The following is a 16,819-nucleotide window of genomic DNA, read 5'->3' on the forward strand; positions in this document are numbered from 1 at the left end:
TTCTTGTTCAGATCGTAGAACTTTTTGCCCGTCGTCGGGCAAATGCGTTTGGTTCCGAGATCGGATTTCGCCACTTGTGCAACCTTGGGATTTCTTGAAAAACGGTGCTTCACTTGGCTAGTTGGCACGCCGCTGTCAATAGCGGTTTATGCCGAAGGCCGCGAGGACGGCCGCAATGCCAGGCCGAATCACCCGCAGCCGCGAGGGACCACAATCTTGACTGATTCGAACCAGCCGACACCGCTGCAGGCGCGCAAGAGCGGCGCATTGCACGGCACCGCGCGCGTCCCGGGCGACAAGTCGATTTCGCACCGGGCGCTGATTCTCGGCGCGCTGGCGGTCGGCGAGACCCGAATCTCCGGCCTGCTCGAGGGCGAGGACGTCCTCAACACCGCCAAGGCGATGCGCGCCCTGGGCGCCAAGGTCGAACGCACTGGCGACTGCGAATGGCGCGTGCATGGCGTCGGCGTCGCCGGCTTCGCCACACCGGAAGCCCCGTTGGATTTCGGCAATTCGGGCACCGGCTGCCGTTTGGCGATGGGCGCGGTCGCCGGTTCGCCGATCCTGGCGACGTTCGACGGCGATGCCTCGCTGCGCAGCCGGCCGATGCGGCGAATCGTCGATCCGCTGGAGCTGATGGGTGCCAAGGTGGTGTCGAGCAGCGAGGGCGGCCGATTGCCGCTGGCCCTGCAGGGCGCCCGCGATCCGCTGCCGATTCTGTACCGCACCCCGGTGCCGTCGGCGCAGATCAAATCCGCGGTGCTGCTCGCCGGCCTGTCGGCGCCCGGCGTCACGACGGTGATCGAGGCCGAAGCCAGCCGCGACCATACCGAGCTGATGCTGCAGCATTTCGGCGCCACGATCGTCACCGAACCCGAAGGTGCCCATGGCCGTAAGATTTCATTAACCGGCCAGCCCGAATTGCGCGGTGCCCCGGTGGTGGTGCCGGCCGATCCGTCGTCGGCCGCCTTCCCGATGGTGGCGGCATTGGTGGTGCCCGGCTCCGACATCGAACTGACCGACGTGATGACCAACCCACTGCGGACCGGGCTGATCACGACGCTGCGCGAAATGGGCGCCTCGATCGAGGACAGCGACGTCCGGAGCGATGCCGGCGAGCCGATGGCCCGTTTCCGCGTGCGCGGATCGAAGCTGAAGGGCGTCGAGGTGCCGCCGGAGCGGGCGCCGTCGATGATCGACGAATATCTGGTGCTGGCGGTCGCCGCTGCATTCGCCGAGGGCACCACCGTGATGCGCGGCCTGCACGAATTGCGGGTCAAGGAAAGCGACCGGCTTGACGCGACGGCGGCGATGCTGCGGGTCAACGGCGTCGCGGTCGAGATCGCCGGCGACGATCTGATCGTCGAGGGCAAGGGGCATGTGCCGGGCGGCGGCGTAGTCGCCACCCACATGGATCACCGCATCGCGATGTCGGCGCTCGCCATGGGCCTCGCCTCGGACAAGCCGGTGACGGTCGACGACACCGCCTTCATCGCCACCAGCTTCCCGGACTTCGTTCCGATGATGCGGCGGCTCGGTGCCGAATTCGGCTGAGCCTCAGGCCGCTTCGACCGGCTGAAGGCCGACGATCCGGTCGGTTTCATTCTGGGCGGCGGTCAGAGCCGCCTGCAGCCGCTCTGCGATCTCTGCGGTCGGCGAGCCCGCCTCGACGGTGATCGGCTCGCCGAACCGGATCGCGACCTTGGCAAAAAGGCCGGGCAGCATCAGCCGATCCCAGCTCCGAAGCAGCTTGTGACGAGACAGGCTGACCGAGACCGGCAGAATCGGCAGCCCGGTCAGCCGCGCCATATCGAGAACGCCCTCGCTGTTGATGCGCATCCGCGGACCGCGCGGGCCATCGGGCGTGACGAACAGGCTGTGGCCGGATTTTCCGAGCCGCATCATTTCGCGCGCCGCCCGCATGCCGCCACGCGAGGACGAACCGACCGCCGTCTGAATCCCGAACGCGGCCCCGACCCGGGAGATGATCTTGCCGTCGCGATGCCCGCTGATCAGCGCGACCAGCGGCTTGCTTTTGGTCTGCAGCATCGGCGCCATGATCAGCCGCCCGTGCCACATCGCCAGGATGTAAGGCTCGGGGATCGGAGCGGCCTGCCGGTCGTATCGGCCGGTCCACATCACGAACTTAAAATAGATCTTGGAAAAGTTGACGCCGAGCGACAGGACCGCATCCGATCGCGTAATGCGTTTGACGAAAGCGGGCGTGGCCATCCAGGAAGGGTCCGGGCAGAGATTGATAGGAAATCGCCAACGAGGCTGGCTTCGGCGGATCGCGGGTTTATACCCAGTCGTTCACGGCTGCAAAACCTCGTCGGGACGCCCGCCGCCGTAAAGGCTCACCCAGCCAATTGGAATGCACAAGAGAATGATCATCGCCATCGACGGACCGGCCGCATCGGGCAAAGGCACGCTCGCCAAGCGGCTGGCCGCACATTACGGCCTAAGGCACCTTGATACCGGCGTGATCTACCGCGCGGTCGCCAAGGCGATGTTAGACGCCGGCGCCAACCTCACCGACGAGGCGCGCGCCGCCGAGGTGGCGCGCACGCTCGACCCGGCGCGGTTCGACGATCCGGCGCTGAAGAGCCAGGCGGTCGGCGAAGCCGCCTCGGTGGTGTCGGCCCATCCGCAAGTTCGCGCCGCCCTGGTCGAGTTCCAGCAGGCTTTCGCCGCCGCGCCTCCCGGCGCCGTGCTGGATGGCCGCGACATCGGCACGGTGATCTGTCCCGACGCCGAGGTGAAGATCTTCGTGGTCGCTTCACCCGAGGTTCGCGCCCACCGCCGCTTCCTGGAAGCCCAATCCCGCGGCGAGCCCGCCGACGAGGCGGTGATCCTGGCCGACATCATCAAGCGCGACGAACGCGACAAGAGCCGCTCGGCGGCGCCGCTCAAGCAAGCACCGGATGCAGTCTTGCTCGATAATTCCTATTTGGATATAGAAGGCGGCGTCCGGGCCGCCATCGACATTGTCGAGGCCGTTCGAGCGGGCCGGCGTCGGGTCTAATCGACCAAACCGACGCCGTCATTGGAGGTTCGCCCGCTCCGCCGCCACCGCCGCGATGGCCGGATGAAGACCGCGAGATCCATCTTGGATTCGTCGCTTCTTTTGCCGCCGGACGTTCTGCTGGAATGCCCCAATCTGCGATCCGCTTCACCGCGGATCAACGTCTCGACCGTGCAGGCATGCTGCCGGCCCGCTCCGCACTGATGTGCTGGGCGGTCGTCAGGTTCGCGGACCCCTGACACTGTGCGCGCGAGACGGCCCTCAACCGAACTGCCGGCGACATCCGCATCTGGAGAACAAATGGCTTCGACTGACACTTACAACCCGACCCGCGACGATTTCGCCGCGATGCTCGACGAGTCCTTCGCCGGCGGCAACCTGCAGGAAAGCTCTGTTATCAAGGGCAAGGTCGTCGCGATCGAGAAGGACATGGCCGTCATTGACGTCGGCCTGAAGACCGAAGGCCGCGTGCCGCTGCGCGAATTCGCAGGTCCGGGCCGCGACAACGAGATCAAGGTCGGCGATACCGTCGAGGTGTTCCTCGATCGGATCGAGAATGCGCTCGGCGAAGCCGTGCTGTCGCGCGACAAGGCGCGCCGCGAAGAGAGCTGGGGCAAGCTCGAGAAGGCCTTCCAGAACAACGAGAAGGTGTTCGGTGTCATCTTCAATCAGGTCAAGGGCGGCTTCACGGTCGACCTCGACGGCGCCGTGGCGTTCCTGCCGCGCTCGCAGGTCGACATCCGTCCGATCCGCGACGTTGCGCCGCTGATGAACAACTCGCAGCCGTTCCAGATCCTCAAGATGGATCGCCGCCGTGGCAACATCGTCGTGTCGCGCCGGACCGTGCTGGAAGAGACCCGCGCCGAGCAGCGCCAGGAGCTGGTGCAGAACCTCGAAGAGGGTCAGGTGATCGACGGCGTCGTCAAGAACATCACCGATTACGGTGCGTTCGTTGACCTCGGCGGCATCGACGGCCTGCTGCACGTGACCGATATCGCCTGGCGCCGGGTCAATCACCCGACCGAGGTGCTGACCATCGGCCAGACCGTCAAGGTCAAGATCATCAAGATCAACCACGAGACCCACCGCATCTCGCTCGGCATGAAGCAGCTGCTGGACGATCCGTGGCAGGGCATCGAGGCCAAGTACCCGCTGAACGCGCGCTTCACCGGCCGCGTGACCAACATCACCGACTACGGTGCGTTCGTCGAGCTCGAGCCGGGCATCGAAGGCCTGATCCACGTCTCCGAGATGTCGTGGACCAAGAAGAACATGCACCCCGGCAAGATCGTTTCGACCTCTCAGGAAGTCGAAGTGCAGGTGCTCGAGGTGGATTCGGTCAAGCGCCGTATCTCGCTCGGTCTCAAGCAGACGATGCGCAATCCGTGGGAAGTGTTCGTCGAGAAGCATCCGGTCGGTTCGACCGTCGAAGGCGAGGTCAAGAACAAGACCGAGTTCGGTCTGTTCCTGGGTCTCGACGGCGACGTCGACGGCATGGTCCACCTCTCGGACCTCGACTGGAAGCTGCCGGGCGAGCAGGTGATCGACAACTTCAAGAAGGGCGACATGGTCAAGGCCGTGGTGCTCGACGTGGACGTCGAAAAGGAGCGCATCTCGCTCGGCGTCAAGCAGCTTGAAGGCGACCCCTTCGCCGAGCCGGGCGACGTCAAGAAGGGTGCTGTCGTGACCTGCGAAGTGCTCGACGTGAAGGAAAGCGGCATCGACGTGCAGATCGTCGGCACCGACTTCAACACCTTCATCAAGCGCTCGGAACTGGCGCGCGACCGCAACGACCAGCGCAGCGACCGCTTCGCGGTCGGTGAGAAGGTCGACGCCCGCGTCATCCAGTTCGACAAGAAGGCCCGCAAGGTCCAGGTGTCGATCAAGGCGCTGGAAGTGGCCGAGGAGAAGGAAGCCATCGCGCAGTACGGCTCGTCCGATTCGGGCGCGACGCTGGGCGACATTCTCGGCACCGCGCTCAAGCAGCGCGACAAGTAAGCCTCAGGCTTACCTCACGACATCAAGGGCTCCGGCATTGCCGGGGCCCTTTTTCGTTGCACGTGACCCGCCATACGACGACCGGCGCCGGTGGTCGCAGCGGTGCAGGCATGCCGCCGCACGAACCATGTTTTCTTCAAATTGGATTGTAATTGATGTATTTCGCTCATGGGACGGCAACGATCCCATCCGACAACCGAAACGATAGCCGCCGACCGGAGAACCGCTGGTGTCGCTTGATTCCGATGTGATCGTCGATCGCCGCCGGATGCGAAGGAAGCTGACGTTCTGGCGCGTGGCGGCTGTGCTGGTCGCGATCGTCGCCGTGGTGGCGGTCGGTGCGATGGTGTCGCCGGCAGGGCGCGGCGCGCTCACCTCGACCGGCTCGATCGCCCGCATCAAGATCGAGGGTCTGATCCGCAGCAATGACGAGCGTGTCGAAGCGCTCGACCGCCTCGGCAAGTCGTCCTACTCGGCCGTGATCGTCCACATCAATTCGCCCGGCGGCACCACCGCGGGCTCCGAGGAATTGCACGACGCGCTGGCGCGGCTGAAGGCGAAGAAGCCGATGGTCGTGGTGGTCGAAGGGCTCGCCGCGTCCGGCGGCTATATCGCCGCGCTGGCCTCCGAACACATCGTCGCACAGCAGACTTCGTTGGTCGGTTCGATCGGCGTGCTGTTCCAATATCCGAACGTGTCCGAGCTGCTGAAGACCGTCGGGGTCAAGGTCGAGGAAGTGAAATCGTCGCCGCTGAAGGCTGCGCCCAACGGCTTCGAGCCGACCAGCCCGGAGGCGCGCGCCGCCATCGAGGCGCTAGTGAAGGATTCTTACGCGTGGTTCCGCGGCATGGTGCAGCAGAGCCGCAAGATGACCGACGATCAGCTCAACGTCGTCGCCGATGGCCGGGTGTTCACTGGACGTCAGGCCGTAGGGCTCAAACTGATCGACGAACTCGGCGACGAGAAGACCGCGATCGCGTGGCTGGAGAAGGCGAAGAACGTCAAATCCGGTCTGCCGGTGCGCGACTACAAGCTCTCACCGCAATTCGGCGATCTCACCTTCCTGCGCGCCGCAGCCTCCGTCGCGTTCGATGCTGCAGGCCTCGGCGTGATCGCACGCCGCGTCGAACAGACCGGCGCGATGCAGTCGGTCGAACGGCTCGGCCTCGACGGCATGCTGGCGCTGTGGGCGCCGTCCGCGGGTCAGTGATCTCTGCCCGCGGGGCGTGCAGCCCGTGCGGTATTTTGACCCTGAAAGCGGGTTCAATGACGCCCATCGGACGCCCTTCGCCGGGGCGTCTGTCCGATTTAGCGTCTTGACAGTTCACGGCATTTTCACGGAAATGGCGGTCCGCACGCACGGACCACATCCTCGATGATCAAATCCGAACTCGTTCAGCGTATCGCCGAGCACAACCCGCACCTGTACCAGCGGGACGTCGAGAACATCGTCAACGCGATCCTCGATGAGATCGTCGAAGCGTTGGCGCGTGGGGATCGGGTCGAGCTTCGCGGCTTTGGCGCATTCTCGGTGAAGCATCGTCCGGCACGCGCCGGGCGCAATCCGCGCACCGGGGCTCATGTGCCGGTCGAGCAGAAGACCGTGCCGTTTTTCAAGACCGGCAAGGAAATGCGTGAGCGCCTGAACCGCGACGGCGGCGACGACGCTGAAACCAGCGATACCGCGTAGCGCGACGCCCCATTGCCGAGCCAGGCGAGCGAATGACATGCAGAAATTCCTGACGGCCCTGGTGCTGATCCCGCTCGGTTTGATCCTCGTGGTGTTCGCGGTCGCCAACCGCCACATGGTCGACGTCTCGTTCGATCCGCTCGACCCGAGCAACCCGCTCGGTCACATCCGGCTGCCGCTGTTCGTGGTGATCATCGTTACCGCCATCGTCGGCGTCATCCTCGGCGGTATCGCCACCTGGTTCGGACAACGGCGCTGGCGACGCGCCGCCCGCCGGCATCAGGCCGAAGCGATCGAAGCCCAGAACCAGCTCGCCAGCCTGCGTGCCAGCATCGCCACGCCGGCGCAAAGCGAGCCGCGCCGCCTGCTGCTCGAGAGCGGTTCCAGCGGCGCCGGGCGCGACAAGTCCCGCGCGACGTTGTAAGACTGCGCATTCTCTGCGGCGCCCTGGCGCGCCGGCAACCCAGATTCAGCGCACAGCCATGTCCACAATTGTAAAAATCTGCGGTCTGACGACCGCCGACACGCTGGAAGCAGCGGTCGAAGCCGGCGCCGATATGGTCGGCTTCGTGTTCTTTCCCGCTTCGCCGCGTCACCTCGATATCGACTTCGCCGATGCGCTCGGCCGTCAAGTCCGCAGCCGCGCCGCCAAGGTCGCGCTCACCGTCGATGCCGACGACGACCTGCTCGACGCCATCGTCGAGCAGCTTCGGCCGAACTGGCTGCAATTCCACGGCAGCGAGAGCCCGGAGCGGGTGCGTTCGATCAAGCGCATCTACGGTCTGCCGGTGATGAAGGCGATTGCGGTCGCGGGCCCGGAAGATCTTTCGGTGCTGCCGGACTACGCGGCGGTGGCCGACCGCATCTTGTTCGACGCACGGCCGCCGAAGGACGCCACCCGGCCCGGCGGGCTCGGTGCAACGTTCGACTGGAAGCTGCTCGACGGCGTCAATCTCAAACTGCCGTTCCTGGTCTCCGGTGGGATCAACGCCGGCAACGTCGCCGAAGCGCTGCGGGTGACGCGCGCGCAGGGCGTCGACGTGTCGTCGGGGGTTGAAACCTCCCCCGGCGAAAAGGACCCGGACCTGATCCGCGACTTCATCCGCGCCGCCCGCGCGGCCTAACCCAAGAGCTGACATGAACCAAGCTTTGCCGAATTCCTTCCGGTCCGGCCCCGACGAGCGCGGGCATTTCGGCATCTATGGCGGCCGCTTCGTCGCCGAGACGCTGATGCCGCTGATCCTCGATCTCGAAAAGGCCTACGCGGAAGCCAAGGTCGATCCGGCGTTCCGCGCCGAGATGGACGGCCATCTCAAGCACTATGTCGGACGTCCCTCGGCGCTGTATTTCGCCGAGCGGCTGACCGAGCATTTCGGCGGCGCCAAGATCTACTTCAAGCGCGAAGACCTCAACCACACCGGCGCCCACAAGGTGAACAACGTGCTCGGCCAGATCATGCTGGCCAAGCGCATGGGCAAGCCGCGGGTGATCGCCGAGACCGGCGCCGGCATGCACGGCGTCGCCACCGCGACGATGTGCGCCAAGTTCGGTCTCGAATGCGTGGTGTTCATGGGTGCGGTCGACGTCGAACGCCAGCAGCCCAACGTGCTGCGGATGAAGGCGCTCGGCGCCGAAGTCCGCCCCGTCACCTCCGGCGCCAACACGCTGAAGGACGCGATGAACGAGGCGCTGCGTGACTGGGTCACCAACGTCCACAACACCTTCTACTGCATCGGTACCGTCGCCGGCCCGCATCCCTATCCGATGATGGTACGCGACTTCCAGGCGGTGATCGGTCAGGAAGTCCGCGAGCAGATCATGCAGGCCGAAGGCCGCCTGCCCGACTCGCTGGTCGCCTGCATCGGCGGCGGCTCCAACGCGATGGGGCTGTTCCATCCGTTCCTCGACGATCCGGGCGTCGCGATCTACGGCGTCGAAGCCGCCGGCCACGGTCTGGACAAGCTGCACGCGGCGTCGATCGCCGGCGGCAAGCCGGGCGTGCTGCACGGCAACCGCACCTATCTGCTGATGGATGCGGACGGCCAGATCGAGGAAGCGCATTCGATCTCCGCCGGCCTCGATTATCCGGGCGTCGGCCCCGAGCACTCCTGGCTGCACGATGTCGGCCGCGTCAACTTCCTGTCCGCCACCGACACCGAAGCGCTCGACGCGTTCAAGCTGTGCTGCCGGCTCGAAGGCATCATCCCGGCGCTGGAGCCGAGCCACGCGCTCGCCAAGGTCGCCGACCTCGCGCCCAAGCTGCCGAAGGATCACCTGATGGTCGTCAACATGTCCGGCCGCGGCGACAAGGACCTCGCGTCGGTCGCCGAACATCTCGGGGGCAAATTCTGATGACCACCCGCATCGACACCCGCTTCGGCGAACTGAAGCAGCAGGGCCGCCCGGCACTCGTCACCTTCGTGATGGCGGGCGACCCCGATCTCGACACCTCGCTGCAGATCCTCAAGGCACTGCCGGCCGCAGGCGCCGACGTGATCGAGATCGGCATGCCGTTCACCGACCCGATGGCCGACGGTCCGGCGATCCAGGCCGCCGGCCTGCGCGCCCTCAAGACCGGCACCACGCTGAAGAAGACGCTGGGGCTGGTCCGCGACTTCCGCGCCACCGATAACGCCACGCCGCTGGTGCTGATGGGATACTACAACCCGATCTACATCTACGGCGTCGATGCCTTCCTGGCGGATGCCAAGGCGGCCGGAGTCGACGGCCTGATCATCGTCGATCTGCCGCCGGAAGAGGACGAGGAGCTGTGCCTGCCAGCCATGAAGGCGGGGCTCAACTTCATCCGCCTCGCCACCCCGACCACCGACGAAAAGCGGTTGCCGGCGGTGCTCGCCAACACTTCGGGCTTCGTCTATTACGTCTCGATCACCGGCATCACCGGATCGGCCTCGGCGGATGCCTCGGCGGTCGGCGCCGCGGTGCAGCGAATCAAGCGTCACACCAACCTGCCGGTCTGCGTCGGCTTCGGCATCCGCACACCGGAAGCCGCGCAAGCGATCGCCGCGCAGGCGAACGGCGCGGTGGTCGGTTCGGCTCTGATCGATGCGCTCAAGGCCAGCCTCGACGCCGAAGGCCGCGCCACCAAGGCCACGGTCGGTGCGGTGGCGGATCTGGTCGCCTCGCTTGCGGCCGGCGTTCGCGGTGCGAAACAGGCTGCGGAATAGCAGCAATCGAAGCAGGACGGTGGTCTGGACGGGGCCGTGCCCCGCCGCCATATCCTGACAACGCCATGAACCCAGGCGGCGCCTTGTCCGGCGACGCGCGGAGCACGTCATGAACTGGTTGACCAACGTCGTCCGTCCGAAGATCCGCAACATTCTGCGGCGCGAGACTCCGGAGAACCTCTGGATCAAATGTCCGGATACCGGGCAGCTCGTGTTCTACAAGGACGTCGAGCAGAACCAGTTCGTCATTCCCGGCTCCAACTATCACATGCGTATGGGCGCGCTGGCGCGTCTGCGGTCGATCTTCGACAACGAGACCTGGTATGACGTCGCCCTGCCCGAAGTTGTGGCCGATCCGCTGAAATTCCGCGACGAGCGCAAATACGCCGACCGGATCAAGGATGCCCGCACCAAGACCGGCGCCCATGACGCCGTGCGCGTCGGCTTCGGTAAGCTCGAAACCTCCCCGGTCGTGGTCGCCGTCCAGGACTTCGACTTCATGGGCGGTTCGCTCGGCATGGCGGCGGGCGAAGCGATCATCCGCGGCATGGAGCTCGCGGTCGAAAAGCACGCGCCCTTCATCATGTTCGCGGCCTCCGGCGGCGCGCGGATGCAGGAAGGCATTCTGTCGCTGATGCAGATGCCGCGCACCACCGTTGCGGTCCAGATGCTGCGCGAAGCCAAGCTGCCCTACATCGTGGTGCTGACCAATCCGACCACCGGCGGCGTCACCGCCTCCTACGCGATGCTCGGCGACATCCATATCGCCGAACCGGGCGCGCTGATCGGCTTCGCCGGCGCCCGCGTGATCGAGCAGACCATCCGCGAGAAGCTGCCCGACGGCTTCCAACGCGCCGAATATCTCAAAGACCACGGCATGGTCGACATGGTGGTGCATCGCCACGACCTGCGCCCGACCCTGGCGCGGCTGTGCCGGCTTCTGACCAAGTCGCCGGCCCTGACCGTCACCACCGCGGTCGAGGCTCCGGCCGAAGCCGCCACCAAGGCCGAGCCGGAGACCACTGCCACCGAGCAGCCCGCCGCTCCGGCACCGACCGAGACGCCGGCCCAGCCGGCCGCGCCGCAGGCGTGAGCGAAGGCACCGCGCCGCCGGCTTCGCTCGGCGAATTGCGCGCGCGCCTGGCGCGGCTGCATCCGGTCGCAATCGATCTCACGCTCGGCCGGATCGAGCGGCTGCTCGCCGCGCTCGGCCATCCCGAACGTCAGCTCCCGCCGGTGATCCATGTCGCCGGCACCAACGGCAAAGGCTCGACCGTCGCATTCCTACGCGCGATCCTGGAAGCTGCCGGCCTCAAGGTCCACGCCTACACCTCACCGCATCTGGTCCGCGTCAACGAGACCACCCGGATCGCCGGCCGGCTGGTCCACGATGACGAGCTGATCGCCGCGCTGGCGCATTGCGAACGCGTCAATGCCGGCGCGCCGATCACGCTGTTCGAGATCGAGACCGCCGCGGCCTTGTGGCTGTTCGCCCAGCAGCCGGCCGATGTCACCCTGCTCGAAGTCGGGCTCGGCGGCCGGCTCGACGCCACCAATGTGATCGAACATCCGCTCGCCTGCGTGCTGACGCCGATCGGCATCGATCACACCGAATTTCTCGGCCCGACCATCGCCGGCATCGCCGCCGAGAAGGCCGGCATCCTGCGGCGCGGCGCACCGGTGATCGTCGCCGAGCAGCGCGACGAAGCGATGGAGGTGATCGAACGCGACGCCAAACGGTTGCGCGCTCCGCTGTTCGCCTGCGGCCAGCAATGGCACGTCCAGCTCGAACATGGCCGGCTCGCCTATCAGGACGAGCGCGGCCTGCTCGATCTCACCGCGCCCAAACTGTTCGGCCGGCATCAGATCGACAATGCCGGCCTCGCGATCGCGACGCTACGCGCGCAATCTCATTTCACGATTCCGCAAGACGCCTACCAAGCCGGGCTGCTGGCGGCCGACTGGCCGGCGCGGATGCAGCGGATCACGTCCGGCAAACTGCTCGACGACGCACCAGCTGGCTGCGAGCTGTGGCTCGACGGTGGCCATAATGCCGACGGCGGACGCGTCGCCGCCGCGGCGCTCGGCGATCTCGAAGAGCGCGTGTCGCGGCCGCTGGTGCTGATCGCCGGGATGATGGCGAACAAGGACGCAGCGGCGTTTCTCGCCAACTTCACCGGGCTGACGCGGCACCTGATCGTGGTGTCGATTCCGAACCGCGACGGCGCAATGCCGCCAGAGCGCCTCGCCGACGCCGGCCGCGCGCTCGGCCTGCGGGTCGAACTGGCCGACGACGTGCCGGCCGCGCTGCGGCGCATTGCGTCGCTGGCCTATGAACTCCCGCCGCGGATCCTGATCACCGGATCATTGTATCTCGCCGGTCATGTGCTGAGCCTCAACGGCACACCGCCGAACTAATCGTTCGGCTCACGCCAGCAGCTTGATCGGATCGACCTGCTTCTGTGCGAGCTGACCCATCGTGCATTGCCGCGGCGCCTTGTCGGGGCGCCAGCGCAACAGGCTAGTGCCGTGGCGAAAGCGTTCGCCGCTGAAATGATCGTAGCAGACCTCCACAACCAGCTTCGGAGCAAGCGGCTGCCACTCAGCCGAGCGCGCCGTCGACCACCGGCTCGGTCCGCCCGGCGCATTGCCGGTGAAGCCCTCGCCGGGCAGCTCTTCGAGCTTGTCGGTCAGCGACGGTTTCTCGGTCCGCTTCAGCGCCGAGGTGAAGCCGACGTGATGCAGCAGGCCGGCTTTGTCATAGAGACCGAGCAACAGCGAGCCGACCACCTTGCGGCCATTAAGCGGCGCGCTGGCGTAGCGGAAGCCGCCGACCACGCAATCGGCGCTGCGGAATTTCTTGATCTTCTGCATGCCGTCGCGATTGCCGGACTGGTAAGCGAGGTCGCGCCGCTTGGCGATCACGCCGTCGGAGCCGCCGCCGGCCTGTGCCAGCCACTTCGCGGCCTGCTTGGTACTGGTCGTGGCCGGCGACAGCCGGAACGTCGGATGGCCCTTGAACTGCGCTTTCGCAAAGACTTCGAGCGCCTTGCGCCGCTGCGTCAGCGGCTGCGCCGCCAGCGCATCGTCGCCCGGGCTCACTAACAGATCGAACACCAGCAGCAGCGCCGGCGTCTCGACCGAGAGCTTTTTCACGCGGCTCGCGGCAGGGTGAATCCGCTGCAGCAGCGCATCGAACGAAAACCTCCGCCCCTGCGGCACGACGATCCCGCCGTCGAGCACGAAGCGCTCGGCCTTCAGCTGCAGCGCCGCCGCAACTAATTCGGGGAAGTAGCGGGTGAGGTCTTCCCCCGATTTCGACCACAGCGCGACAGCATCGCCGCTCCGTACCATCAGGCAGCGGAAACCGTCCCATTTCGGCTCGTACTGCCATTGCGGTCCGCTCGGAATCGCATCGACCGACCGCGCCTCCATCGGCTCGATCGGTGCGGCGCAGGTCTTGGTGATGGATGATTTCCGCTCAGCCACGATACGAACCCACTGGTTGCTAATCGCCCCATCCCGTCATTGCGAGCGTAGCGAAGCAATCCAGTGCGCCGAGCACGGGGCTGGATTGCTTCGTCGCTTCGCTCCTCGCAATGACGAGAGGCCGAAACGCAAAACGGCCGGCGGGATGCCGGCCGTTTCAGAACGTTCGTGGCGCGCCTGAGTTCAGACTGCTGCGCTGATCCACTGCTGCAGCTTGGCCTTCGGCGCGGCGCCGACCTGGCGCGAGGCCATCTCGCCGCCCTTGAAGATCATCAGGGTCGGGATCGACATCACGCCGTACTTCGAGGCGGTGACCGGGCTCTCGTCGACGTTGAGCTTCACGATCTTGACCTTGTCGCCCATCGCCCCGGCGATTTCGTCGAGCGCCGGCGCGATCATGCGGCACGGGCCACACCACTCGGCCCAGAAGTCCACCACCACAGGCCCCTGGGCGTTGAGAACCTCGTTTTCGAAATCGGCGTCTGACACCTTACCAACGGCCATAGGATACCTCGTGAAACCGGATGAAGAGCGGCGGCGGGAATCGCGCCGTGATGACGGGTGAACGTAGGAACGCGCCGCGGTGCGGTCAAGCACGGCTCACGGCACCGTCAGATCGGCCTGCTCCGCGTCCAGCGCAGAGGCCGAAATCTCCATGATTTCAGCGGCTTCGGTCCAGAGCAGAGCGGCCCGGACGGTGCGCTGTGGATAGATCGCGCCGAGCACCGCCCGGTAGCGGGCGAGCTGGCGGACGTAACTGCGCGGCGCCTCGGCCTCGACCCGCGGCGGCGCGTGGTTGGTCTTGTAATCGACGATCAGGACCTCGGTTTCGGTCACCACCAGGCGGTCGATCTGGCCGGAGACCAGCACCGGCCCACCCCGCCGCTGCAGCCGGCCGACAATCGGCACCTCGGCGCGGCTGCCTGGACCGAACACCGCCGCAAACCTCGCATCGGCAATCAGCCCGAGCACCTGGGCGGCAAGCGCGCCGCGCTCCTCCTCGCTCCAGTCCGCCGCGTTGCGGCTGAGAAACCGGGCTCCCGCCCCAGGGCGATCGGCAGCGGCGATCTCCGGCAGCGATTGCAGCAGCCGGTGCACCAAGGTGCCGCGCTGCAGCGCGCGGCTGCGGCCGGCGTCGGACTCCCCTGGCCGCAGCCGGCGCCGATCATCATCGTCGGCATCCGAGGGCCGCAACACCTGTTCGGGGGACGGCAGGCCGGGCGACGGCCGGCGCAGCCAGTCCGGCAGGGACGGTACCGCGGTCTCGTGGCTCGGCGCCGCCTGGCCGGTTTCCTCAATCACATCCTCCGGCCGGCAATAGCGCTTGATCACGCCGTCGGGCGGGACCGGCTGCATCACCAGCCCAGACGATTCCAGCCCCTTGGTGATCAGGTCGTACCAGGAGTGCGGCCGCACCTCGTTGCGGTTGCCCGGCATGCAGCCGCCGACGATCAGCCGGTCGGCCGCGCGGGTCATCGCGACGTAGAGCAGCCGGCGATACTCGTCCTCGGTCTCCTCGATCATCGCGCTGCGGGCCTGCTCGACGACGCTCGGATCATCAGCCTTGCGGCCCGCCCACACCATCGCGGCGACCGAGCCCGGCGCGGCGTTGCCGCCCGGCAGCCGGATCAGGTTAAGCCGCTGAGTGTCGGCGGGCGACGAGGTGGTGTCGATCAGGAATACCACCGGCGCTTCCAACCCCTTGGCGCCGTGCACCGTCATCACCCGGACTTCGTCGCGGGAGATTTCCATGTCGCGTTTGATCTCGGTGTCGGCCTCGCGCAGCCACGCCATGAAGCCTTGCAGCGACGGCGCGCGCTTCTGCTCGAAGCTCAGCGCCAGTTCGAGAAACTCGTCGAGCGCATCGTTGGCCTCCGGCCCGAGCCGGCGCAGGATTCGGGCGCGGCCGCTATCGGCGCCATCGCCGCCGAGTAGCCAGGCGTAGAATCCGAACGGTGTTTCGGCCTGCGCCCGCGGCGCGTAGCTCTCCAGCCGTCGCTGCACGGCCGCAAATTTCTGATCGCCCGCAGCATGATCGGCGAGCGCGGCACGGAGCGAGCCCTTGCGCTGCCAGGCCAGCTTGAAAAGGTCGTCGTCATCGAGCCCAAACAGCGGGCTCTTCAGCGCCACTGCGAGCGCCAGATCATCCTGCGGCAGCAGCAGCGCATCGGCGAGGTTCATCAGGTCGATGATTGCGATGTGCTCGGTCAGCTTCAGCCGGTCGGCGCCCGCGACCGGAATGCCGCCGCGCTTCAGCGCCTGGATCACCGCGTCGAACGCCGACCCGCGCCGCCGCACCAGGATCAGCACGTCGCCATAGCTCAGCGGCCGGCGATTGCCGAGCGGCCCGGTCAGGGTGCCGCGCGCGATCAGCGCACCGATCTCAGCCCGCACCTTGTCGGCAAGCCGGACCTCGGGACTGGTTTCGGACACCGCGTCGAACGGCGCCTGCCAGCCTTCGATCTGCTGACGATCGTCCGGCACTTCGAGCGGCCACAGATCGATCAGGCTCGGCCCGGCATCGGCGAGCGATTGATGCAGCGGGTAGGTCGAGTCGGCGTGGATGCTGCGATAGATCGCCGGGTCACGAAATACGTGATCGACCGATTGCAGGATCGCGGCGCCGGAGCGGAACGAGTAATTGAACGAAACCTTCTCGAAGGTCAGGCCGGCGCCGGTGAACCGCCGCTGCAGCAGGTCACGCCACTCGGCGAACTCCTTCGGCACCGCCCCCTGGAACGAGAAGATCGACTGCTTCTCGTCGCCGACCGCGAAGATGGTGCGCCGGACGCCGTCGCGGGCGCCCTCCCCGGAGGTGAATTCGTCGATCAGCCGGGCGACGATCTTCCATTGCTTCGGCGACGTATCCTGCGCTTCGTCGATCAGCACGTGATCGACACCGCGGTCGAGCTTGAAATGCACCCACCCGGCCGCACCGCTGTCGAGCATCGCCAGCGTCTTGTCGATCAGGTCGTCGTAATCGAGCAGACCTCGTTCGCGCTTCTCGCGCGCGATGTTGCCCGCGACCTGCGCGGCGATCACCAGCAGCGCTCGCGTGCGTTCGCGCAACGCCAATGCGCGGCGCCGTTCGAGCAGCCCGGCAAGTCGCGCGCCTTCGCGCTGCAGCCTTTCGGCGAGGCCGGGCGCGCCGTCACCGAGTTTCTTGGTGATAAGGCTTTTGCGCAGGCCGCTATCCTTGGTGAAGAACACCTGGAGATAGGCCTCGATCTGCGCCGCATCGGCCAGCGCCAGCGCGGCACGCAACCGCCTGCCCTGCGCCTGATCGTTGGCGCTGCCGCCTTCGAAGGTCGCAGCAACCGCAGCCCATTCCGATCGCGGCAGGTTCGGGCCGTCGACGATGTCGCGATCGGCCGCTTCGCAGCTATCGTCCGGCGCCACGCCAAGGGTCGCGGACAATTGCGCCATCGC

The 16,819-nt window shown here is 66.5% G+C and carries 16 protein-coding genes; 11 read left to right on the plus strand and 5 right to left on the minus strand.

Annotated elements, in window-relative coordinates; all coding sequences use genetic code 11:
- Nucleotides 1–128 (minus strand): FYDLN acid domain-containing protein (locus DYI24_RS28625; RefSeq protein ID WP_349627752.1); only part of this gene is annotated, 128 nt, incomplete at its 3' end.
- A gap of 88 nt (nt 129–216) precedes the next feature.
- On the opposite strand from DYI24_RS28625, the gene aroA reads away from it, so the two are divergent.
- Complete coding sequence (aroA, locus tag DYI24_RS07820; protein WP_164571889.1) at nt 217–1,554, plus strand: 3-phosphoshikimate 1-carboxyvinyltransferase; 1,338 nt, start codon at nt 217–219, stop codon at nt 1,552–1,554.
- A 3-nt stretch (nt 1,555–1,557) separates the two neighbouring features.
- Here aroA and DYI24_RS07825 read toward each other — a convergent pair whose 3' ends face one another.
- Nucleotides 1,558–2,232, minus strand: coding sequence for a lysophospholipid acyltransferase family protein (locus DYI24_RS07825; RefSeq protein WP_013499910.1), 675 nt, complete (start codon nt 2,230–2,232; stop codon nt 1,558–1,560).
- Nucleotides 2,233–2,386: 154 nt separating this feature from the next.
- Between DYI24_RS07825 and cmk the strand changes: the two genes are divergently transcribed.
- From cmk to DYI24_RS07875, 10 genes are all read left to right on the plus strand, one after another.
- Nucleotides 2,387–3,025: a (d)CMP kinase gene (gene cmk, locus DYI24_RS07830; protein ID WP_164571890.1), complete on the plus strand. Its 639-nt coding sequence runs from the start codon at nt 2,387–2,389 to the stop codon at nt 3,023–3,025.
- Nucleotides 3,026–3,325: 300 nt separating this feature from the next.
- Nucleotides 3,326–5,023, plus strand: a complete 1,698-nt coding sequence (gene rpsA, locus DYI24_RS07835) for a 30S ribosomal protein S1 (RefSeq protein WP_011155635.1) — start codon at nt 3,326–3,328, stop codon at nt 5,021–5,023.
- Nucleotides 5,024–5,252: 229 nt separating this feature from the next.
- Nucleotides 5,253–6,233, plus strand: a complete 981-nt coding sequence (gene sppA / locus DYI24_RS07840; protein ID WP_164571891.1) for a signal peptide peptidase SppA — start codon at nt 5,253–5,255, stop codon at nt 6,231–6,233.
- 165 nt (nt 6,234–6,398) lie between these two features.
- A complete protein-coding gene (locus DYI24_RS07845) occupies nt 6,399–6,713 on the plus strand; it encodes an integration host factor subunit beta (protein ID WP_107342337.1) in 315 nt (104 codons plus the stop codon).
- Nucleotides 6,714–6,750: 37 nt separating this feature from the next.
- Complete coding sequence (locus tag DYI24_RS07850; protein ID WP_107342338.1) at nt 6,751–7,137, plus strand: lipopolysaccharide assembly protein LapA domain-containing protein; 387 nt, start codon at nt 6,751–6,753, stop codon at nt 7,135–7,137.
- 58 nt (nt 7,138–7,195) lie between these two features.
- Entirely contained in the window at nt 7,196–7,837 is a 642-nt protein-coding gene (locus DYI24_RS07855; protein WP_164571892.1) for a phosphoribosylanthranilate isomerase, read from the plus strand.
- 13 nt (nt 7,838–7,850) lie between these two features.
- The gene (trpB, locus tag DYI24_RS07860) at nt 7,851–9,065 is read left to right on the plus strand and encodes a tryptophan synthase subunit beta (RefSeq protein ID WP_164571893.1); all 1,215 of its coding nucleotides are present in this window, start codon (nt 7,851–7,853) and stop codon (nt 9,063–9,065) included.
- On the plus strand, nt 9,065–9,901 hold the full coding sequence (gene trpA / locus DYI24_RS07865) for a tryptophan synthase subunit alpha (protein ID WP_164571894.1): 837 nt from the start codon (nt 9,065–9,067) through the stop codon (nt 9,899–9,901). The genes trpB and trpA overlap by 1 nt, the downstream gene beginning before the upstream one ends.
- Nucleotides 9,902–10,010: 109 nt before the next feature.
- Nucleotides 10,011–10,994: an acetyl-CoA carboxylase, carboxyltransferase subunit beta gene (gene accD, locus DYI24_RS07870; RefSeq protein WP_164571895.1), complete on the plus strand. Its 984-nt coding sequence runs from the start codon at nt 10,011–10,013 to the stop codon at nt 10,992–10,994.
- Entirely contained in the window at nt 10,991–12,319 is a 1,329-nt protein-coding gene (locus DYI24_RS07875; RefSeq protein ID WP_164571896.1) for a bifunctional folylpolyglutamate synthase/dihydrofolate synthase, read from the plus strand. Before accD ends, DYI24_RS07875 begins: the two co-directional genes overlap by 4 nt.
- 9 nt (nt 12,320–12,328) lie before the next feature.
- Here the strand turns inward: DYI24_RS07875 and DYI24_RS07880 are convergent, their stop codons facing one another.
- From DYI24_RS07880 to addA, 3 genes are all read right to left on the minus strand, one after another.
- Complete coding sequence (locus tag DYI24_RS07880) at nt 12,329–13,390, minus strand: ATP-dependent DNA ligase (protein WP_349627751.1); 1,062 nt, start codon at nt 13,388–13,390, stop codon at nt 12,329–12,331.
- A 183-nt stretch (nt 13,391–13,573) separates the two neighbouring features.
- Entirely contained in the window at nt 13,574–13,894 is a 321-nt protein-coding gene (gene trxA / locus DYI24_RS07885) for a thioredoxin (protein WP_011155644.1), read from the minus strand.
- 96 nt (nt 13,895–13,990) lie between these two features.
- Nucleotides 13,991–16,819 (minus strand): double-strand break repair helicase AddA (addA, locus tag DYI24_RS07890; RefSeq protein WP_164571897.1); only part of this gene is annotated, 2,829 nt, incomplete at its 5' end.

This window comes from Rhodopseudomonas sp. BR0C11, from assembly GCF_010820945.1.
Lineage (GTDB): Bacteria > Pseudomonadota > Alphaproteobacteria > Rhizobiales > Xanthobacteraceae > Rhodopseudomonas > Rhodopseudomonas palustris_H.

Bases quoted from the DNA above. Each gene is read 5' to 3' on its own strand.
- trpB (WP_164571893.1), top strand. From the start codon at position 7,851: ATGAACCAAGCTTTGCCGAATTCCTTCCGGTCCGGCCCCGACGAGCGC.
- cmk (WP_164571890.1), top strand. From the start codon at position 2,387: ATGATCATCGCCATCGACGGACCGGCCGCATCGGGCAAAGGCACGCTC.
- DYI24_RS07825 (WP_013499910.1), bottom strand. From the start codon at position 2,232: ATGGCCACGCCCGCTTTCGTCAAACGCATTACGCGATCGGATGCGGTC.
- rpsA (WP_011155635.1), top strand. From the start codon at position 3,326: ATGGCTTCGACTGACACTTACAACCCGACCCGCGACGATTTCGCCGCG.
- accD (WP_164571895.1), top strand. From the start codon at position 10,011: ATGAACTGGTTGACCAACGTCGTCCGTCCGAAGATCCGCAACATTCTG.
- trxA (WP_011155644.1), bottom strand. From the start codon at position 13,894: ATGGCCGTTGGTAAGGTGTCAGACGCCGATTTCGAAAACGAGGTTCTC.
- DYI24_RS07845 (WP_107342337.1), top strand. From the start codon at position 6,399: ATGATCAAATCCGAACTCGTTCAGCGTATCGCCGAGCACAACCCGCAC.
- trpA (WP_164571894.1), top strand. From the start codon at position 9,065: ATGACCACCCGCATCGACACCCGCTTCGGCGAACTGAAGCAGCAGGGC.
- DYI24_RS07855 (WP_164571892.1), top strand. From the start codon at position 7,196: ATGTCCACAATTGTAAAAATCTGCGGTCTGACGACCGCCGACACGCTG.
- DYI24_RS07850 (WP_107342338.1), top strand. From the start codon at position 6,751: ATGCAGAAATTCCTGACGGCCCTGGTGCTGATCCCGCTCGGTTTGATC.